At 28.2% G+C, this 16,437-nt stretch carries 19 protein-coding genes; 1 reads left to right on the top strand and 18 read right to left on the bottom strand.

From position 1 onward, the window contains the following. Positions 1-10 precede the first annotated feature (10 nt). From mreD to ABFX13_RS03620, 14 genes are all read right to left on the bottom strand, one after another. Positions 11-499, bottom strand: a complete 489-nt coding sequence (mreD, locus tag ABFX13_RS03685) for a rod shape-determining protein MreD (RefSeq protein ID WP_346042654.1) — start codon at positions 497-499, stop codon at positions 11-13. Between the two features lie 14 nt (positions 500-513). Further along, positions 514-1,395, bottom strand: a complete 882-nt coding sequence (gene mreC, locus ABFX13_RS03680; RefSeq protein ID WP_346042651.1) for a rod shape-determining protein MreC — start codon at positions 1,393-1,395, stop codon at positions 514-516. 18 nt (positions 1,396-1,413) lie between these two features. Next, complete coding sequence (locus ABFX13_RS03675; protein WP_346042649.1) at positions 1,414-2,484, bottom strand: rod shape-determining protein; 1,071 nt, start codon at positions 2,482-2,484, stop codon at positions 1,414-1,416. Between the two features lie 28 nt (positions 2,485-2,512). Continuing rightward, positions 2,513-3,172 carry a RadC family protein gene (radC, locus tag ABFX13_RS03670; protein ID WP_346042896.1) on the bottom strand — a complete coding sequence of 220 codons (660 nt, stop codon included), beginning with the start codon at positions 3,170-3,172 and terminating at the stop codon, positions 2,513-2,515. 42 nt (positions 3,173-3,214) lie between these two features. Next, positions 3,215-3,799 carry a Maf family protein gene (locus ABFX13_RS03665; protein ID WP_346042647.1) on the bottom strand — a complete coding sequence of 195 codons (585 nt, stop codon included), beginning with the start codon at positions 3,797-3,799 and terminating at the stop codon, positions 3,215-3,217. 158 nt (positions 3,800-3,957) lie between these two features. Then, a complete protein-coding gene (locus ABFX13_RS03660; RefSeq protein WP_346042644.1) occupies positions 3,958-4,929 on the bottom strand; it encodes an RnfABCDGE type electron transport complex subunit B in 972 nt (323 codons plus the stop codon). 18 nt (positions 4,930-4,947) lie between these two features. Then, complete coding sequence (gene rsxA, locus ABFX13_RS03655; protein WP_147546195.1) at positions 4,948-5,523, bottom strand: electron transport complex subunit RsxA; 576 nt, start codon at positions 5,521-5,523, stop codon at positions 4,948-4,950. 11 nt (positions 5,524-5,534) lie between these two features. Continuing rightward, positions 5,535-6,131 carry an electron transport complex subunit RsxE gene (rsxE, locus tag ABFX13_RS03650; RefSeq protein WP_346042641.1) on the bottom strand — a complete coding sequence of 199 codons (597 nt, stop codon included), beginning with the start codon at positions 6,129-6,131 and terminating at the stop codon, positions 5,535-5,537. A 3-nt stretch (positions 6,132-6,134) separates the two neighbouring features. Further along, on the bottom strand, positions 6,135-7,160 hold the full coding sequence (locus tag ABFX13_RS03645) for an RnfABCDGE type electron transport complex subunit G (protein WP_346042638.1): 1,026 nt from the start codon (positions 7,158-7,160) through the stop codon (positions 6,135-6,137). Continuing rightward, positions 7,161-8,141, bottom strand: coding sequence for an RnfABCDGE type electron transport complex subunit D (locus ABFX13_RS03640; protein WP_346042636.1), 981 nt, complete (start codon positions 8,139-8,141; stop codon positions 7,161-7,163). It lies immediately after the preceding gene. 16 nt (positions 8,142-8,157) lie between these two features. Beyond that, positions 8,158-9,495, bottom strand: a complete 1,338-nt coding sequence (gene rsxC, locus ABFX13_RS03635) for an electron transport complex subunit RsxC (RefSeq protein WP_346042634.1) — start codon at positions 9,493-9,495, stop codon at positions 8,158-8,160. A 172-nt stretch (positions 9,496-9,667) separates the two neighbouring features. Continuing rightward, the gene (locus tag ABFX13_RS03630) at positions 9,668-10,567 is read right to left on the bottom strand and encodes a hypothetical protein (protein ID WP_346042631.1); all 900 of its coding nucleotides are present in this window, start codon (positions 10,565-10,567) and stop codon (positions 9,668-9,670) included. 62 nt (positions 10,568-10,629) lie between these two features. Next, positions 10,630-11,382 (bottom strand): endonuclease/exonuclease/phosphatase family protein, encoded by a 753-nt coding sequence (locus ABFX13_RS03625; RefSeq protein ID WP_346042630.1) that lies wholly within the window; start codon positions 11,380-11,382, stop codon positions 10,630-10,632. Positions 11,383-11,457: 75 nt separating this feature from the next. Continuing rightward, a complete protein-coding gene (locus ABFX13_RS03620) occupies positions 11,458-12,066 on the bottom strand; it encodes a hypothetical protein (protein ID WP_346042627.1) in 609 nt (202 codons plus the stop codon). A 354-nt stretch (positions 12,067-12,420) separates the two neighbouring features. Here ABFX13_RS03620 and rocF point away from each other — a divergent pair, with 354 nt between their 5' ends. Next, the gene (gene rocF / locus ABFX13_RS03615; protein ID WP_346042624.1) at positions 12,421-13,323 is read left to right on the top strand and encodes an arginase; all 903 of its coding nucleotides are present in this window, start codon (positions 12,421-12,423) and stop codon (positions 13,321-13,323) included. Between the two features lie 37 nt (positions 13,324-13,360). Here the strand turns inward: rocF and ABFX13_RS03610 are convergent, their stop codons facing one another. The 4 genes from ABFX13_RS03610 to coaE are packed head-to-tail and all read right to left on the bottom strand — an operon-like array spanning position 13,361 to position 16,437. Continuing rightward, complete coding sequence (locus ABFX13_RS03610; RefSeq protein ID WP_346042622.1) at positions 13,361-13,573, bottom strand: heavy-metal-associated domain-containing protein; 213 nt, start codon at positions 13,571-13,573, stop codon at positions 13,361-13,363. A gap of 21 nt (positions 13,574-13,594) precedes the next feature. Next, positions 13,595-15,286, bottom strand: coding sequence for an ABC transporter substrate-binding protein (locus ABFX13_RS03605; protein WP_346042619.1), 1,692 nt, complete (start codon positions 15,284-15,286; stop codon positions 13,595-13,597). Further along, complete coding sequence (locus ABFX13_RS03600) at positions 15,273-15,842, bottom strand: lytic transglycosylase domain-containing protein (RefSeq protein ID WP_346042615.1); 570 nt, start codon at positions 15,840-15,842, stop codon at positions 15,273-15,275. Before ABFX13_RS03600 ends, ABFX13_RS03605 begins: the two co-directional genes overlap by 14 nt. Further along, the gene (gene coaE, locus ABFX13_RS03595; RefSeq protein WP_346042612.1) at positions 15,835-16,437 is read right to left on the bottom strand and encodes a dephospho-CoA kinase; all 603 of its coding nucleotides are present in this window, start codon (positions 16,435-16,437) and stop codon (positions 15,835-15,837) included. Before coaE ends, ABFX13_RS03600 begins: the two co-directional genes overlap by 8 nt.

Raw genomic sequence — 16,437 nt, 5'->3', positions numbered from 1 at the left:
TTAATCACCACTAATCTTTTTTTAGTTTAAGGATTGAATCCTTAAATACAAAATAAAAAATTAAACTTCCTATACTATTAACAAGTGGTATTGTGCAGATACCTTTTATAAAAATAGTTAAGATATCATATGTTTGATATACGCTTCCTAAAAGAATTATATTTACAATAGAATCTATTAAGCTTGCTATAAAAACTAAAGCAAAAATAGTTATATAACTATTTTTATATATCTTATCCTTTAGATTACTTATTCCATATGCTACTACAGCTAATACTAATGCATTAACTCCAAATAAACTACCCATAGCGATATCTTTAACAAAACCTAGTAGTATTGCTAAAATGCTTGCTTCTACATCCTCTAAATATAATGATATTATAGTTATATAGATAAGAAGAAGGTTAATGCTAACGCCTAAGAAATCTACATAGTTAGTTATACTTCCTTCTATTATAACTATTAAAACACCTATAAGAAAAAGTAATATTCTTTTCATTTGTAGTTCTCCTTTTAATTTATATTTCTTGGCTCAATAACTACAACATCATCAACGTCTTTGAAATTAACGTATGGCTTTACAACTACGTATTTTAGGCCTTTGTTTTTATCATCAACAACTTTTTCTATTTCTCCTATAGGTATTGACTTAGGATATATACCTAACCCAGATGTTACTAAAACATCACCAGGAAGCACATCATAAGAAGTTTTAAACATATATCCTTCTAATAAACCTTTTGCTTTATAATTTTCATCTTCATTTGCACCTTGGCTTATTACACCTTTAAATTCTTTATTTTTTAGTAATTGGAAACTAACTGATGATTTAGTGTCTAATAAAGATATTGCTTTACTGTAATGATTTGAAACCTCAGTAACAATTCCTACCAATCCTTTTCCATTCATCACAATACTATTTTTTTTAACACCTTCATCCTTTCCAGCCCCTATTACAAAAGATGTATACCAATTTCCATCATTTTTACTTACAACTTCAGTGCTAATCATAGTATCTTTATAATCTTCTTCTATAAATTTCAAAGATTTTTTTAGACTTTGCAATGATTGTGCACTTTGTGCGTCTTCTTTTAATTCAATTATTTCTTTTTTTAACTTTTCATTTTCTTTTTCTAATTGTTTTACTTTTTTGGCATTTTCCTTGAACTTAAATATATTTCCTGTACCTTCTTTTATAAATGTAAATCCATTATTTAAGCTGCCTTCTATTGAAGATATTGTATTTAAGACAAATCCATTTTTTGTAAAACTATCTTTTGAATATCTGCCGATTGACATTCCTACAATTCCAATTAAAGTGATAGCAACTCCTATAGTTGCTATCACTTTAACATTGTATTTTTTATTATTTTTTTTATTTTTACCTAGTTTCACCCTATCACCAACTTTAAATTATCTTCTTTCATTCATCATTAATACTTTTTCAAATATTTCTTGATCTTCTACAGACTTACCAGTACCTAATGCAACGCAGTCTAGTGGATTTTCAGCTATATGAACAGGCATTCCTGTATGTTCTTTTACTAGCTTATCAAGTCCTCTAAGTAAAGCTCCTCCTCCAGTTAACATTATTCCGTTTTCCATTATATCTGAAGCTAATTCTGGTGGAGTTTTTTCTAAAGTTGATTTTATTCCATCTACTATTGATGTTATAGGTTCTTTTAATGCTTCTCTAACTTGAGTTGATGATATATGCTCCGTTTTTGGAAGACCAGTTACTAAGTCTCTACCTCTTATTTGCATAGTTTCTTCTGCATCATCTTTAAAAGTAGATCCTATTTGTATTTTAACATCTTCCGCAGTTCTTTCACCTATCATTAAGTTATATTCTTTCTTTACATAACTAACTATAGATTCGTCAAACTCATCTCCACCTATTCTTATAGATTTAGCAGTAACTATACCACCTAAAGATATAACAGCTATTTCTGTTGTACCTCCACCTATATCAACAACCATATTTCCTTCTGGCTCTTCGACTCTAAGGTTAGCACCTATAGCTGCTGCCATTGGTTCTTCTATAAGATATGCATCTCTTGCTCCTGCTTGTCTAGCAGCTTCTTCTATAGCTCTTTTTTCAACTTCAGTTACTCCAAAAGGTACACATATAGCTATTCTTGGGCTAACAACACCTTTATTTGAAGCAGCTTTTTTTATAAAGTAGCTAAGCATTGCTTGAGTTACATCAAAATCAGCTATAACTCCATCTTTCATAGGTCTTATAGCAACTATATTACCTGGTGTTCTACCTATCATCTTCTTAGCTTCTTCACCTACTGCTAAAACAGACTTACTATCATCTCTTATTGCTACAACAGATGGTTCTCTAACCACTATACCTTGACCTTTTATATAAACTAATGTATTTGCTGTCCCTAAGTCTATTCCCATATCTTTAGACATTTTATTAAATCCAAATAACGACTTGAATCCTTTTTTTTCTTTTTTTTCTTTCTTTGCCATAATTTCAAGCTCCTTTCACATAAATCCATCAAATTATCATATTTTCCTTGAAACTGTAATAAAGCCCATCCCCTATTATTATATGGTCAATGACTTCAATACCAATTAATTCGCCACATTTTACTAATCTAGACGTTACATTTTTATCTTCATTAGATGGCTCTACATTTCCAGATGGATGGTTATGCATAAGAATAATCTTATTACTACTTCTTTTTATCGCTTCTCTAAATACTTCTCTTGGATGTACCACAGACATATTTAAAGTCCCTACTGATATATCTATGTCACAAATTATTTCATTTTTAGTATTCAAAAGAATTATCTTAAATATTTCTTTATTTAAATATCTGAGGCTATCCATGTAATATTTATATACATCCCATGGATTCGTGACTTTATATCTAATAGGTTTTGCACTTGATATTCTTATTCCAAGTTCTAGGGAAGCCTTTATTTGAGCTGCCTTAGAAATACCTATTCCATCTATTTCACATAACTCTTGTATAGTTATATCATTTAGCCATCTTATTCCTTGACTATCTTTATTAATTATATAATTTGCTAATTCTAAAACACTTTGCTTCTTAGTTCCTGTCCTTAAAATAATTGCCAATAACTCGGCATTAGATAAGCTTTTTTCTCCTTTAGTAAGCATTTTCTCTCTAGGTCGTTCTTCTAATGCCATCTCCTTTACACATAAACTTGATGACCTCATGAAATTAACCTCCTAAGCTTGATACAAAAGATTTATATTGAAATTTTCTTTAAGAATATCACTTAACTTAGATATAGGCAATCCTACTATATTAAAGTAATCTCCCTTTATTTCTTCTACCAATAAAGCTCCATATCCCTGTATTCCGTATGCACCAGCTTTATCTAAACACTCTCCAGTATTTATGTAGTCTTTTATATCTTGCTCAGTTAAATTTTTAAATTTAACATCACTTACAGCATAGTCTAGAATTTTTTTATTTTTTTCCAAATGCACTATGCTAATTCCTGTTATTACTTGATGTTTTCTATTAGATAATTTGCTTAACATATTAAAAGCTTCTTTCTCATTTTTAGGCTTTCCTAATATTTCATTATCTAAAACGACAATAGTGTCTGCTCCAATAACTAAATCTTTAGTGTTATTAGTAGCAACATCCATACACTTTTCAAATGCTAGCCTTAATACTAGTTGTGTAGGCTCCTCAAAATCAAATATTTTTTCATCTATATCGCTAGTTATAACCGAAAATTTAACCTTTGTATTAGCTAGAATTTCTCTTCTTCTAGGCGATCCTGATGCCAATATTATACTCATTAATTCACCTCTTTTTTAATACTTAATTAGTTTATCACTATATTGTAAAAAATTCAATGTTAATGTCGAACGTTTTTGTTACACTCCGGTTACAATTTTTACTTTTTTACCAAAATAAAGAAGATATGGAAAAACTCCATATCTCTATGATATCCACATTATAAAATTTTAATAGCTTTTTTAGGACATTTTTGAACACAAGCATGGCATCCTACACACTTACTTTCATCTACTTTATGCTTTTCTTTTAATTCCCCTTTTATTGCATCAAATTTACATTGTTTCTTGCATATAGTACATCCTACACACTTATCTTTTTCTATCTGAACTTTTTTTCTTTTACTCAAGTCTCCTTTTATAGCTTTTGTCGGACATTTTTCTACACAAACCATACATTGTACACATTTACTGTAATCTATTCTTGCTAATTTATCTTCTATTATTATAGCATCAAATGGACATGACTTAGCACATATACCACATCCTATACATCCTACACTACATTTTTCCTTTACACTCTTTCCAAAGTCTTTGCTATTACACTCTACTATTACTTGATTTTTAACTGGCTTTTCATGTATCAATCCTTTTGGGCAAACTTCAATACATTTTCCGCAAAGAACACATTTTTCTTCATCTATAACAGCTACTCCATCTATTATTTTTATAGCATCAAATTTACAAACGTTAACACAAGTACCAAGTCCTAGACATCCATATTTACAAGATTTAGCTCCTCCATTTAATGCATTAGCAGCTTTACAATCTAACATTCCTTCATATGTATATTTATCCTTAGAAACGTCACAACTACCTTTACAAATAACATTTGCTACTTTTCGTTCTCCTACTTCTGAATTCACTCCCATTATTTCACCTATCTTTGATGCACAATCACTTCCCCCAACAGGACATCCATTTACAGAAGCTTTTCCTTCTACTATTGCACTTGCTAATCCTCCACAACCTGGGAATCCACATCCCCCACAGTTTGCTCCTGGCAATACCTCAAGTATTTTTTCTACTCTTTCATCTACTTCTACAGCAAACTTTTTAGATGCATATGCAAGTATAGCTCCAAAGATTAGACCCATTACACCTAAAACCAAAATTGAATTAATTATAGCCAATTACTTCGCCCCCCTAACTTATAATTTTATAAGTCCTGCAAACCCTAAGAATGCTATAGACATTAAACTTGCTGATATTAAAGTTATAGGAAATCCTTTAAATGTTTCAGGTATATCTGCTAATTCTAATCTCTCTCTTATACCCGCAAATAAAACTATAGCTAAAGTAAATCCTACTCCTGCTCCGAATCCATTTACCATTGTCTCAACTAAATTATACCCATTTTGAACATTAACTAAAGCTATACCTAAAACTGCACAGTTTGTAGTTATTAGTGGTAAAAATACACCTAAAGCTTGATATAAAGATGGACTCATCTTTTGTATAACCATTTCGACAAATTGAACTATAGATGCTATTACTAATATAAAAGCTATAGTTTGTAAAAATTGATTATTAGTTATTTCTAATATTCTTTGAACAAAGTAAGTTATAAATGATGCTAATGTTAAAACAAACGTAACTGCAACCCCCATACCCACTGCTGTATCTACTTTTTTAGAAACACCTAGGAATGGACATATTCCTAAGAATTGAGATGTTATAACATTGTTAACTAATACAACACTTAAAAATAAAAGTATTAAATTCATATATCTCCCTCCTAATTAGCTCTTTTAGCTTTTAATTTATTAAATCCTGCAAGTAAAAATCCTAATGTTAGGAAAGCTCCTGGAGGTAATATAAATAATAAAGCTGGTTGGAAAGATGACCCAAATAAAGCAAATCCGAATAAACTTCCATTACCAAGTATTTCTCTTATAGCCCCTAATACAGTTAAAGATAGTGCAAACCCAAGGCCCATACCAATTCCATCAACTGCAGCCTCTATTGGTTTATTTTTAGATGCAAAGCTTTCTGCACGTGCTAATATTAAACAGTTAACCACTATTAAAGGTATAAATAAACCTAATGCTTTATCAAGTGCTGGTATATAAGCTTTTAAAAGCATACCTACCATAGTAACAAATGTTGCTATTACTACTATAAATGCTGGTATTCTTATCTTAGATGGTATAATTTTTCTCATCATAGATATTACTATATTTGAACATATCAAAACTATCGTAGTTGAAAGACCCATTCCTAATCCATTTATAGCTGATGTTGTTACAGCTAGAGTTGGACACATACCAATTACTTGAACAAGTGTTGGGTTTTCATCTACTAATCCATTTTTAATTATTTTTCCTAAACCCATTTTCTATGCCCCCGTTCCATTAGTTATTTTTTTAAATAAGTCTATAGCAGAGTTAACTCCTTCTACAACTGATTTAGATGTTATAGTAGCCCCCGAAACAGCTTGAACTTCATTATCTTTACTAGCTTTTTCTTGTACTAAAGATATTTCACTAGCCTTTTTATTTTCTATTTGATGTTTTAATCCTGTGTCAAAAGTAGATGCTAAATATTCATTATTTCTAGTTTTTTCACCTAGTTCTACACCTTTTATTGTTCCATCTAGAGTTATTCCAACTAAAACTTCTGTCTTAGAATCATATCCATCTGGTTCTGTTTCAAATATATATCCAATTTTATCTTTTCCGTCTAATACTTCATATACAGATACTACTATACCTTCTGATTTATCTTTTATTTTCTTAAATTGTGCATTATCAAATATTTTGACCATAGGATCTTTTTCAAGAGATTGAACTTCTTTATTTTGTGAATTGTTTAATAATTGTTCTTTATACAAATTAATAGCTGCATTTACTCCAGAAGTAACAGCATTAGACGTTATTGTAGCTCCAGATATAGCAGCTATATCATTATCATTACTTGCACTTCCTTTTACAACTATTAAAGGTTTTTCTGTACTCTTTCCATTAAATTGATCTTTAAATGTTGGTTCTGAAGCCTTAGATCCAAGACCTGGAGTCTCTGAATGATTCCCAACTTTTACTCCTGTAATTTTTCCATCTTGAGATATACCTATCATAACTTCTACTTTTCCTCCATACCCCTTAGGAACAGTTTTAATAGTATAACCAACTACTTCATCACCTTTTAATCCCTCATATACTTCCTCTACTAAGTTAGCTTTAACATTATCTAATTGCTTAAACTCTTCAGCTTCTTTAAGCACTTCTTTTCTTGATTCATTATTTGCTTGTATATTTCTTTCTTTTATAACCGGCTCAGTTATATTATTAGTTACACTTAATAATAAAGCTGCTACAGCACATATTAAAAATAATATACTCCCTAATTTGAATATATCTTTCATTTATTTCTCCACCTCCCCAAATACTTTAGTTTTTGTGTATTTATCTATAAGAGGTGTCATTACATTTACAAATAATATAGAATAAGATACTCCTTCTGGATATCCTCCATAAAGTCTTATAACTGTTGTTATAACACCAGCTATAATAGCATATATAATTTGGCCTTTTTTAGTCATAGGTGATGTAGTATAATCTGTTAACATGAAAAATGCCCCTAACATAAGTCCTCCTGCTACCATTTGGTACATAGCAAATTCAATATTAAATCCACCTAATATAAACATTAATACTGCTACAGTCCCTATATAAAATACAGGTATAACGTAATTTATTATACCTTTATACATTAAATATAATCCGCCTAGTATAAGGAGTATCGCTGAAGTCTCACCTATGGTACCACCTATATTACCAATAAACATATCAAATAATCCTGTTCCACTATCAGTTAAAGTTTGTATACCTTGTGGTCCTGCCTTTAAAAAAGATAGTGGTGTAGCTGTAGTTACAGCATCTATACTTCCTGAACTAACCCAATTTACACCAGTTTTTGTCCAAGCAGTCATAGCTACTGGAAATGATGCTAATAAAAATGCCCTAGCTGCTAAAGCAGGGTTTACAAAGTTATTACCAATTCCCCCAAACACCATCTTTACTACTATTATTGCAAATGCCGCACCTGCTAAACACATCCACCAAGGAAGAGATGCTGGTACATTAAATGCAAGTAATAGTCCTGTTACAACTGCTGAAAAATCATCTATTGCCGATTCTTTTTTGCTTAGCTTTTGATATAACCACTCAAATCCTACTGATCCTAATATACACCAAAACATTACATTTATAGCACTTAGTCTAAAAAAGTATATCCCTGCTAATGCAGCTGGCAAAAGAGCTATTATGACTTGCTTCATTATATATGATGTATCTTCATTACTTCTCACATGTGGAGAAGATGACACTATTAGTTTGTTATCCATCATATTTCCCCCTAACTTATTTACTCATTGATTGTTTTCTTTTTAATGAAATTATTTCTTTTTTAGCTACCCTAATTGATTGAAGTAGAGGTCTTCTTGCTGGGCAAATAAATGAACAAGATCCACACTCTATACAATCTAATGCTTTATACTTTTCAGATGATTCATAATCACCTTTTATACTATATGCACTTATGTACAATGGTTGTAAAAATGCTGGACATACATCTAGACATTTCCCACATCTTAAACAATTTTTAGGTTTAGGAGTTCTTGCTTCGATTTTATCTAGACATAATATTCCTGATGTGCCTTTATTTGTAGGTATGTTTATTGTATGCTGAGCTATTCCCATCATAGGTCCACCCATTATAACTTTTCCTAGTTCTTTCTCTTTATTAAATCCACCACACTGATCTATAATTTCTGAGAAAAGTGTTCCCACTTTAGTTACAAGATTTTTTGGTTCTTGTATACAACTTCCAGTTATAGTTGTTATCCTTTCTATAAGTGGCATGCCTGTTTTTATAGTTTTAGCTATCTGAGCAGCCGTTCCCACATTATTAACTACAGCTCCTGCATCCATCGGTAAACCCCCTGATGGAACTTCCCTTTTTGTACATGCATAAATAAGTTGCTTCTCTGCACCCTGGGGATATTTAACCTCAAGTTCTACAACTTCTATATCATTATAATCTTTAGTTATTTTTGATATCGCATCTATAGCATCTGGCTTATTTACCTCTATGCCAATATAACCTTTTCTCACACCTAGTGCTTTCATAAGGACTCTTAATCCAAATACAACATCTTCTGGATTTTCAACCATTAACCTATGGTCTGCTGTTAAATATGGTTCACATTCTGCGCCATTTAATATTACAAAATCTATTTTCTTGTCTGGTGGCGGAGATATTTTTACATGCGTTGGAAATGTTGCTCCTCCCATACCAACGATTCCTGCTTCTTTAATAATTTCTACTATTTCTTCTTTTTCTAGGTCATCTAAACTCCCTTTTGGTTTAACGCTTTCATGAATAGAGTTTTGGAAATCATTTTCCACAACTACACACGTACTTATTCCTCCAGGTACCTCTACATCTTTTATAGAGATTACTTTTCCAGATATAGATGAGTGAATATTTGCAGATACAAACCCTTGCATCTGACCAATCTTTTCCCCTACTTTCACTTCATCTCCTACGTTTACTATAGGTTTAGCTGGAGCACCTATATGCTGTTGCATAGAAATATATACGACTTTAGGATCATTAGCTTTTTCTAATGCCTTATTATTTGTATACTCTTTTCTATACGGAGGATGTATCCCTCCTTTGAAGGTTAAGAGCTTCATTATTTTACCCCCTTATAACTTAATTTAAACTTTTTTCTAATATAAGTATACTATAACAATTGTAAAATATTAACTATCGTTAAAAAAATATCTTATTTTAAAACAAATTCCAACTTTTTGTGACTTATTTTTTAATTATGTAAAAATAAAAAAGTTGTTAAATAACAACTTTTTAAATAGTTTTTATAGAATTAACAAAACTATAATATTCTTGCATAGATGACATAAATAAGCTTTTACTTATATAGTATTGATCTTTTTCTACATTTTTTAAACTTTCATTTGATTTATCTCTTACTGATTTTATATACACAGTTAAGTTTTCCTTAAATCCTTTCATGCCTTTATAATCTATTTTCTTTGTATGTTTTTCAAGTTTTCCTAAAACCTCTAATTTATTTTTTATTATATTTTTATAATTTGCTTTATTTATATCACTTTCACTTTTATCCCAAAAACTTGATTCTTCTTTAAAGTTATTTATTAATTCATTTAAATCATTACATATATCTTCTACATATGCATATTTTTCTGTATATTCTAAACTTAATAATGGAACTTCTAATTTACTTATAAATGCATCTGAGAAATCTTTTTTTATATTCTCTAATTGTTTTCTACTTTCTTCTTCTTTAAATGATATGGAGGTTTGAACTTTTTTTACATTATCTATATCTACAATTGAAAAAGGAATTTTTAGTTCATTTAGTTTATCTTTTATTTTATTTAGTTCTTCTTTATTATCTATTGCTGCTATTTGAATTGAGTACATATCCCAGTTTGACACAGTAGCTAATTTAGAATTTTCGCTTTTAACTGCCGATGCAGTTTCTTTACTTTTGTTTTCATCAGATTTATCTATTAAATCATTATAAGAAAACTCTTGAATTTTTGATTCTTTTTTATCAAAGAAATTTAAGTTATTTATTTTTTCAGATAAACTAAAATCTTTAGATTTTATGAACATAACTCCCCCGGCTATACCAACTATAACTAGTCCTAAAGTAAATCCCTTAGCCACATTATTTCTTCTTTTATTAATACCTCTATATATATTTCTTCTTTTATTCATTAGTTTGTCCCCCCATATAAATATATTTACTAAATATATATTCATTTAAAATATATTTATTCCTATATTTTCAATTTGGCTACTATCGGAAAATGATCTGACATATTTTTTATTAAAACATCGTAATAGTCAATTTCAATATCTGGCGAAACAAGCATATAGTCAATTCTATCAAGTGACGTTGCATATGTTAATACATTGTCTTTGTTAAATTGTAGTGCAACATCTTTAAATACTTCTTTATTTATTTTAATATTACTTTGATTAAAATCTCCTGTAACTATATATGGACTATCTAAAGTTTTTACAAATTGTTCTACTTCATCTAATTGCTTTTCTCTTTCTTTTTCACTCAACCCCAAATGTAAATTTATAATATTTAACTTTCTTCCAAATCCAAGTCTTACTACTGTATGTAACATTCCTCTTTGTTCTGTCTGACTGCTAAGATATATATGATCTTGACTTATTATTTTATATTTAGAGTATGTTGCAAGTCCATAATTTGACCCTAGTTTTACTACATTTGCTCCAAAATGTGAATACATTTCTAAATCTTCTTTTAAACTACTTACTTGAAATCCTGCTTTTGCTGACTCATTAACTTCTTGTAAACATATTATATCTGCATTTTCTATTCTTAAAAAATCGATTATATCAAATAAGCTAGGAAACATATCTTCATTTAATCCACTATGTATATTATAACTAACTACCTTTACTTCTTTTTTAGGAGTAAATTTATCTATTTCAAAAAAGCAGCTTGCTATAATGATAATAATTATTATTAATATAACTCCTACCTTTTTTAACACTTTATAATCATCTCCTGACTTATCAAAATCTAGTGATTTACTGTCGAAAAAATTAAGACGCTAAATTCTAGCGCCTTAATGTTTAATTTTACTTAGTTTATCCTTAATTATGCAGTTTATAACTTTTTTTCTAATATCTTCTGCACCTTCTCCTTCATTAGTTTCTATATTTAGTATTCTTGCAATAGACTCCATATCATTTCTAGCTCTAGATCTATACTCTTCAATTAAGTGTTTTTTTATATTCTCAGGTTCAAGTACATAATCATTATCATCTTTAAAGTAATATACATACTTTTTATTATAATAATCTTTATTTAAATATATATGATTTGCAATTTGTTTTAATATTGATTTGTATGATTGTTTTTTATAAACTTCTAGATTTAAATATTTAGCAAATTTTATAAGTTCTAATTTGGATTTAAATATCTCTTCATTTTTTATTAACTTTCCTATATCATTAAAACTTTCTTGATATGATCCTTTTTTTATAATCTTCTTATATCTTTGTATATCTAATGATTCTTCATTAAATTCATTTAAGCTATCATCTATGACTGAATTTACTTTGCCTTCAATATATCTCATTGCACCTTTATTAGATGCAGATCTTTGAAGTTCTTCTTGGGTCATATCAAGTATAATTTTTCTTAAATCTTCATTATACTCTCTAGATTCCATGATATCCCCCCTTTAGTTACTTTTATTATATTCTTTGAATATATAAAAGTGACTTCATATGAGGTTTTAATATAAAGATTGTAAAACCTCATATTTAATATTATGTTTTAATTTTATGTTATATTATTTTTTATTAAAATTTCTTTCTTAATTATTTTTATAAATTACGTATATATTTTCTAATTTAGCAAATACTATAAATGTAAATCAAACATACTCAATCTCCCCATTTTAGACTTCTATTATTTCCCCCAATAGAAGTCTTTTTTTTATTTTTATATTTTATAAATTTAAAAAGATTATTGTGCTAAAATATTAGTAGAGACGAGATTATACTAAACAGGAGGGGAAATCATGAATATAAATATTATAGGTGTACCTACTTTTTATGGATGTGATAAGTTAGGACCTCAACTTGGTCCAGACAAACTGCGTGAAAAAGGGCTAGTTTCTAAAATCAAACAATACAAGCACAATGTATTTGATATTGGTAACATATACGTAAAAGAAGTTAATGAAAATGAAAAATTAACTTCAAATCCTGATATGAAATACTTCGAAACATTAGTTGAAATAAATAACAACCTTGCACATGTAGTTAATTGCTCTTTAGCTTCTAACTGCTTTCCACTAATAATTGGTGGAGATCATTCCATCGCTCTTGGAAGTATTTCTGGTGTTAGTAAATTTTTTAATAAAAAATTTGCTATAGTATGGTTTGATGCACATGGTGATATTAATACATTTGAAACATCTGAATCAAAAAATGTTCACGGGATGCCATTAGCTTCTTTAATGGGATATGGACATAATAAACTTAAAGATTTATATTATAAAGATACAAAAGTTAAGGAAAATAATGTATATCATATAGGTGGACGTGATATAGACTTTGGAGAAAAAGAGTTTATCAAAAACACTGATATGAATATGTATTATCCTCAAGATTTATCTAAAAAAGGCCTAGACACAATAATAAATGATATTTTAGATAGTATACATAGTAAAGATATAAATGCTATTCACATAAGCTTTGACTTAGACTTTATTGACTCTAAATTTGTTCCTGGAACAGGTACCAGGGTTGATAATGGACTTACTGTTAATGAATCAAAATATTTACTATCTGAGTTAGCTAAATCTGGTTTAGTAAAATCTATGGATTTAGTTGAGCTTAATCCTATGTTGGATATAAATGATACCACTACTGATATAGCAATGGATTTAATAGATACTATATTTAAAAATTTGAAATAAATAAAAATACCAGTAAAATTACTGGTATTTTTATTTATTATTCTATTCCTTTTAATTCATATCCTAAATCTTCTACAACTTCTTTTATCATATCTTTTGATACAGTTTCATCAATTTCAACTAAAGCATACTTACCTTCTAAACTAACTTCTACTACATTTACCCCTTGTATATCTTCTTGAAGTGCTTCCTTTAAATGTCTTACACAATTCATGCAAGTCATACCATCTACTAATAATTTTTTTCTCATAATATTACCACCTTTTGTTTATTATTTTTCTAAATTCAAATGATAAATACCTTCATATATATCAAAATCATTAGGTTTTAAATTACCTTCTACTCTTTTATTTGTTACTAGATAATTATCAGTTATAGCTAAACTTATAAAAGCTACTTTATCTCTAGTATATTTTTGAATAGATTTATATATAGATTTAGTATTATCTACATTATTTGAATTTCTTAAAGAATTTAGATATCCTGTTAATTTTTCATCTGTATATCCACTATAATTAATTACATCTGTTGCATCAGGTATAGGCGATAATTCCCATCCAATTAATGCTAAATCATACTCTTTTTTATCAAGTGCACTTGATAATTCATTTCCCTCAAGTTCAACTATTGTAGATTTTATGCCTATATCGTTTAAATTTTCTTTTATCATATAAGCTGATTTTACTCTTTCCCTGTTTTCTTTATTTACAAGAATTTTTAAATTTAATCTTTCAATTTCTTCTTTTATTTTATTTTTCTTTTCATTTTCTTTTTGTTCTTTATCTATTTTTTCTTCTTTTTTATCTGTGTTTTCTTTGTTATCTTTTTTATTTTGTTTTTTATTAGTTTCCTCTTTTTTATCAACCGATTTTGTATCAACTATATTATTTAGTTTATCAATATCAATTTTACTTAAACATTCTTTTGACTTTTTAATACTATAATCTAATGATTTTATACTATCGTCATAATACTTTGATTTTGAATGTAGTGGAAAATTAACCATAGATGCTTTACCTAGATATGATTCTTTTAAAATTTTATTTCTATCTATAGCGTGTGCAATTGCTTTTCTAAAGTTAATATCATTCATAATATTATTTCCATAATTAAATACTATGTATTCATAACCTCTACCTTCATAATTTGTTATTTTAAACTGTTTTGCTTGGAATTGACTTAAATCACTTAATGATACTTTAGTTATATCACTTGATAATGCTAAAGTCATAGCTACTTGAGCTTCTTCATCTGGTACTATTATTACATTTATTTCTTTTTTAGCATCCTTTATTTTGTCTTTATCATAATAATCTTCATTAAGAGTAAGTATCATATTAGATCTATCATCAAATTTTGCAATTTTATACGGCCCTGTTCCATCCATGTTTTTTTTATAATCATTTAATTCATTATTATTTAGTCCACTTAACTGTTTTTCACTAACTATAGGGAATATTAAAGTATCTATTGAAAAAGCATATGGCTGTTGAAGGTTTATTTTTAAATTTTTACTATCAATAGTAGATACTGATGTTATATTCTCAACTAAAGGTTTATATGGACTAGTTTCTGATCTTTTTATTAAGTTTACAGTAAATTCAACATCTTCAGATGTTAAAGGTTTTTTATCATGCCACTTAGCATCCTTTAACTTTATATCTATACTTTTGCCATCTGACGATATTGAATAACTATCTACTAATTGCGGCACCACATTATAATCACTATCTATAGTAAATAAACTATCATAAACTAAATCCATTATATATCCAACCGATTGTTCATTATTATTTATAGGATTTATAGTCTTAGGGTTTACCATTGATAAATGTATATATTCTGAATTATTAGATGTAGTATCATATTTTTGTGAATTTTTATCTTTATTACTATCTTTATTACATCCTGAAATAGCCAGTATCATAATCATAATAATTGTTAATACCTTAATTTTTTTCATTTGATTCTTCCTCTCTATATAATGCCTTGTAAATTAAGTAGTTTTCTTTTACTTTTTTTAAATAATTTTTAGTTTCATTAAATGGTATGTTGTGTAATTTATTACCATCATGACTATACTCTGTATTATTTAACCACTTATTTACATTACCTGAACCTCCATTGTAGGCTGCTATAACCAATTCTAGGTCATCAAACTCCTTATATAACTTACTTAAATACCAACAACCTATTTTTATATTTGTTTGTGGGTCAAATATATCAACTTTTTCTAAATTTAACTCATCTTTTGCCCATTTTTGTGTCATATCACTTATTTGCATCAAACCTTTAGCTTTCCTTCTAGATACGGCCTTTTTATTGAATTTACTTTCTACTTTCATTATACTGTAAACTAGATTTTCATCAATATCAAATTCTTTAGAATAAGTCTGAACATATTCCTTATAAAATCTTGGATGTAATAATTTTAATACAAATTTTTTTTCAATACATACCCATCCTAAAACTAATAACAAAAAGACTATAAATATAATTATAAATCTTTTTTTATTCACACCAATTCTCCTTTATATATGTTATTAGTTTATTAGCCTTATATTTTAAATCATTCATATCCCCAGAATTATCTATTATATAATCTCCAAACTTTAATTTTTCACCTTGACTCATCTGAGATTTAATACGACTTATGGCTTCTTCTCTTGTAAAATTATCTCTACTTATAATTCTTTCTATTTGTATTTTCTCATCACAAGTTATAACTATTAGTTTGTCAACTAAATCTAGAAAATTCACTTCTATTAATAAAGCTGCGTCAACTATTACTATATTTCTATTATTAGCTTTTATATCCTCTATCCTCTTTTTTATTTCTTTTTTTATAGCAGGATGAGTTATATTGTTTAGTTTTATCAACTTTTCATCATTAGTAAATACAATTGATCCTAATTTTTTTCGATCTAAAGTCCCATTTTCTCTTTTTACTTGTTCTCCAAAACTATTAAATATCTCAGTTAATATTGATTTATTATCCATTATTTCTCTAGATATAATATCAGCATCAATTACATCTATAGAATTTTGTCTTAATATTTTTGATAAACTACTTTTTCCACATCCAATATTTCCAGTTAGACCTATTACTAACAT

Origin of the sequence: Paraclostridium tenue (genome assembly GCF_039521565.1) — a bacterium.
GTDB classification, from domain to species: Bacteria; Bacillota; Clostridia; order Peptostreptococcales; family Peptostreptococcaceae; genus Paraclostridium; species Paraclostridium tenue.
This window is presented reverse-complemented; position numbering and strand designations above follow the sequence as displayed.

What these genes read in the sequence shown, in the direction of transcription:
- rocF (WP_346042624.1), top strand. Translation starts at nt 12,421, where the DNA reads ATGAATATAAATATTATAGGTGTACCTACTTTTTATGGATGTGATAAG.
- ABFX13_RS03665 (WP_346042647.1), bottom strand. Translation starts at nt 3,799, where the DNA reads ATGAGTATAATATTGGCATCAGGATCGCCTAGAAGAAGAGAAATTCTA.
- ABFX13_RS03675 (WP_346042649.1), bottom strand. Translation starts at nt 2,484, where the DNA reads ATGGCAAAGAAAGAAAAAAAAGAAAAAAAAGGATTCAAGTCGTTATTT.
- mreD (WP_346042654.1), bottom strand. Translation starts at nt 499, where the DNA reads ATGAAAAGAATATTACTTTTTCTTATAGGTGTTTTAATAGTTATAATA.
- ABFX13_RS03610 (WP_346042622.1), bottom strand. Translation starts at nt 13,573, where the DNA reads ATGAGAAAAAAATTATTAGTAGATGGTATGACTTGCATGAATTGTGTA.
- ABFX13_RS03630 (WP_346042631.1), bottom strand. Translation starts at nt 10,567, where the DNA reads ATGAATAAAAGAAGAAATATATATAGAGGTATTAATAAAAGAAGAAAT.
- ABFX13_RS03645 (WP_346042638.1), bottom strand. Translation starts at nt 7,160, where the DNA reads ATGAAAGATATATTCAAATTAGGGAGTATATTATTTTTAATATGTGCT.
- ABFX13_RS03640 (WP_346042636.1), bottom strand. Translation starts at nt 8,141, where the DNA reads ATGGATAACAAACTAATAGTGTCATCTTCTCCACATGTGAGAAGTAAT.
- rsxE (WP_346042641.1), bottom strand. Translation starts at nt 6,131, where the DNA reads ATGGGTTTAGGAAAAATAATTAAAAATGGATTAGTAGATGAAAACCCA.
- rsxC (WP_346042634.1), bottom strand. Translation starts at nt 9,495, where the DNA reads ATGAAGCTCTTAACCTTCAAAGGAGGGATACATCCTCCGTATAGAAAA.
- rsxA (WP_147546195.1), bottom strand. Translation starts at nt 5,523, where the DNA reads ATGAATTTAATACTTTTATTTTTAAGTGTTGTATTAGTTAACAATGTT.
- radC (WP_346042896.1), bottom strand. Translation starts at nt 3,172, where the DNA reads ATGGCATTAGAAGAACGACCTAGAGAGAAAATGCTTACTAAAGGAGAA.
- ABFX13_RS03620 (WP_346042627.1), bottom strand. Translation starts at nt 12,066, where the DNA reads ATGGAATCTAGAGAGTATAATGAAGATTTAAGAAAAATTATACTTGAT.
- ABFX13_RS03605 (WP_346042619.1), bottom strand. Translation starts at nt 15,286, where the DNA reads ATGAAAAAAATTAAGGTATTAACAATTATTATGATTATGATACTGGCT.
- coaE (WP_346042612.1), bottom strand. Translation starts at nt 16,437, where the DNA reads ATGTTAGTAATAGGTCTAACTGGAAATATTGGATGTGGAAAAAGTAGT.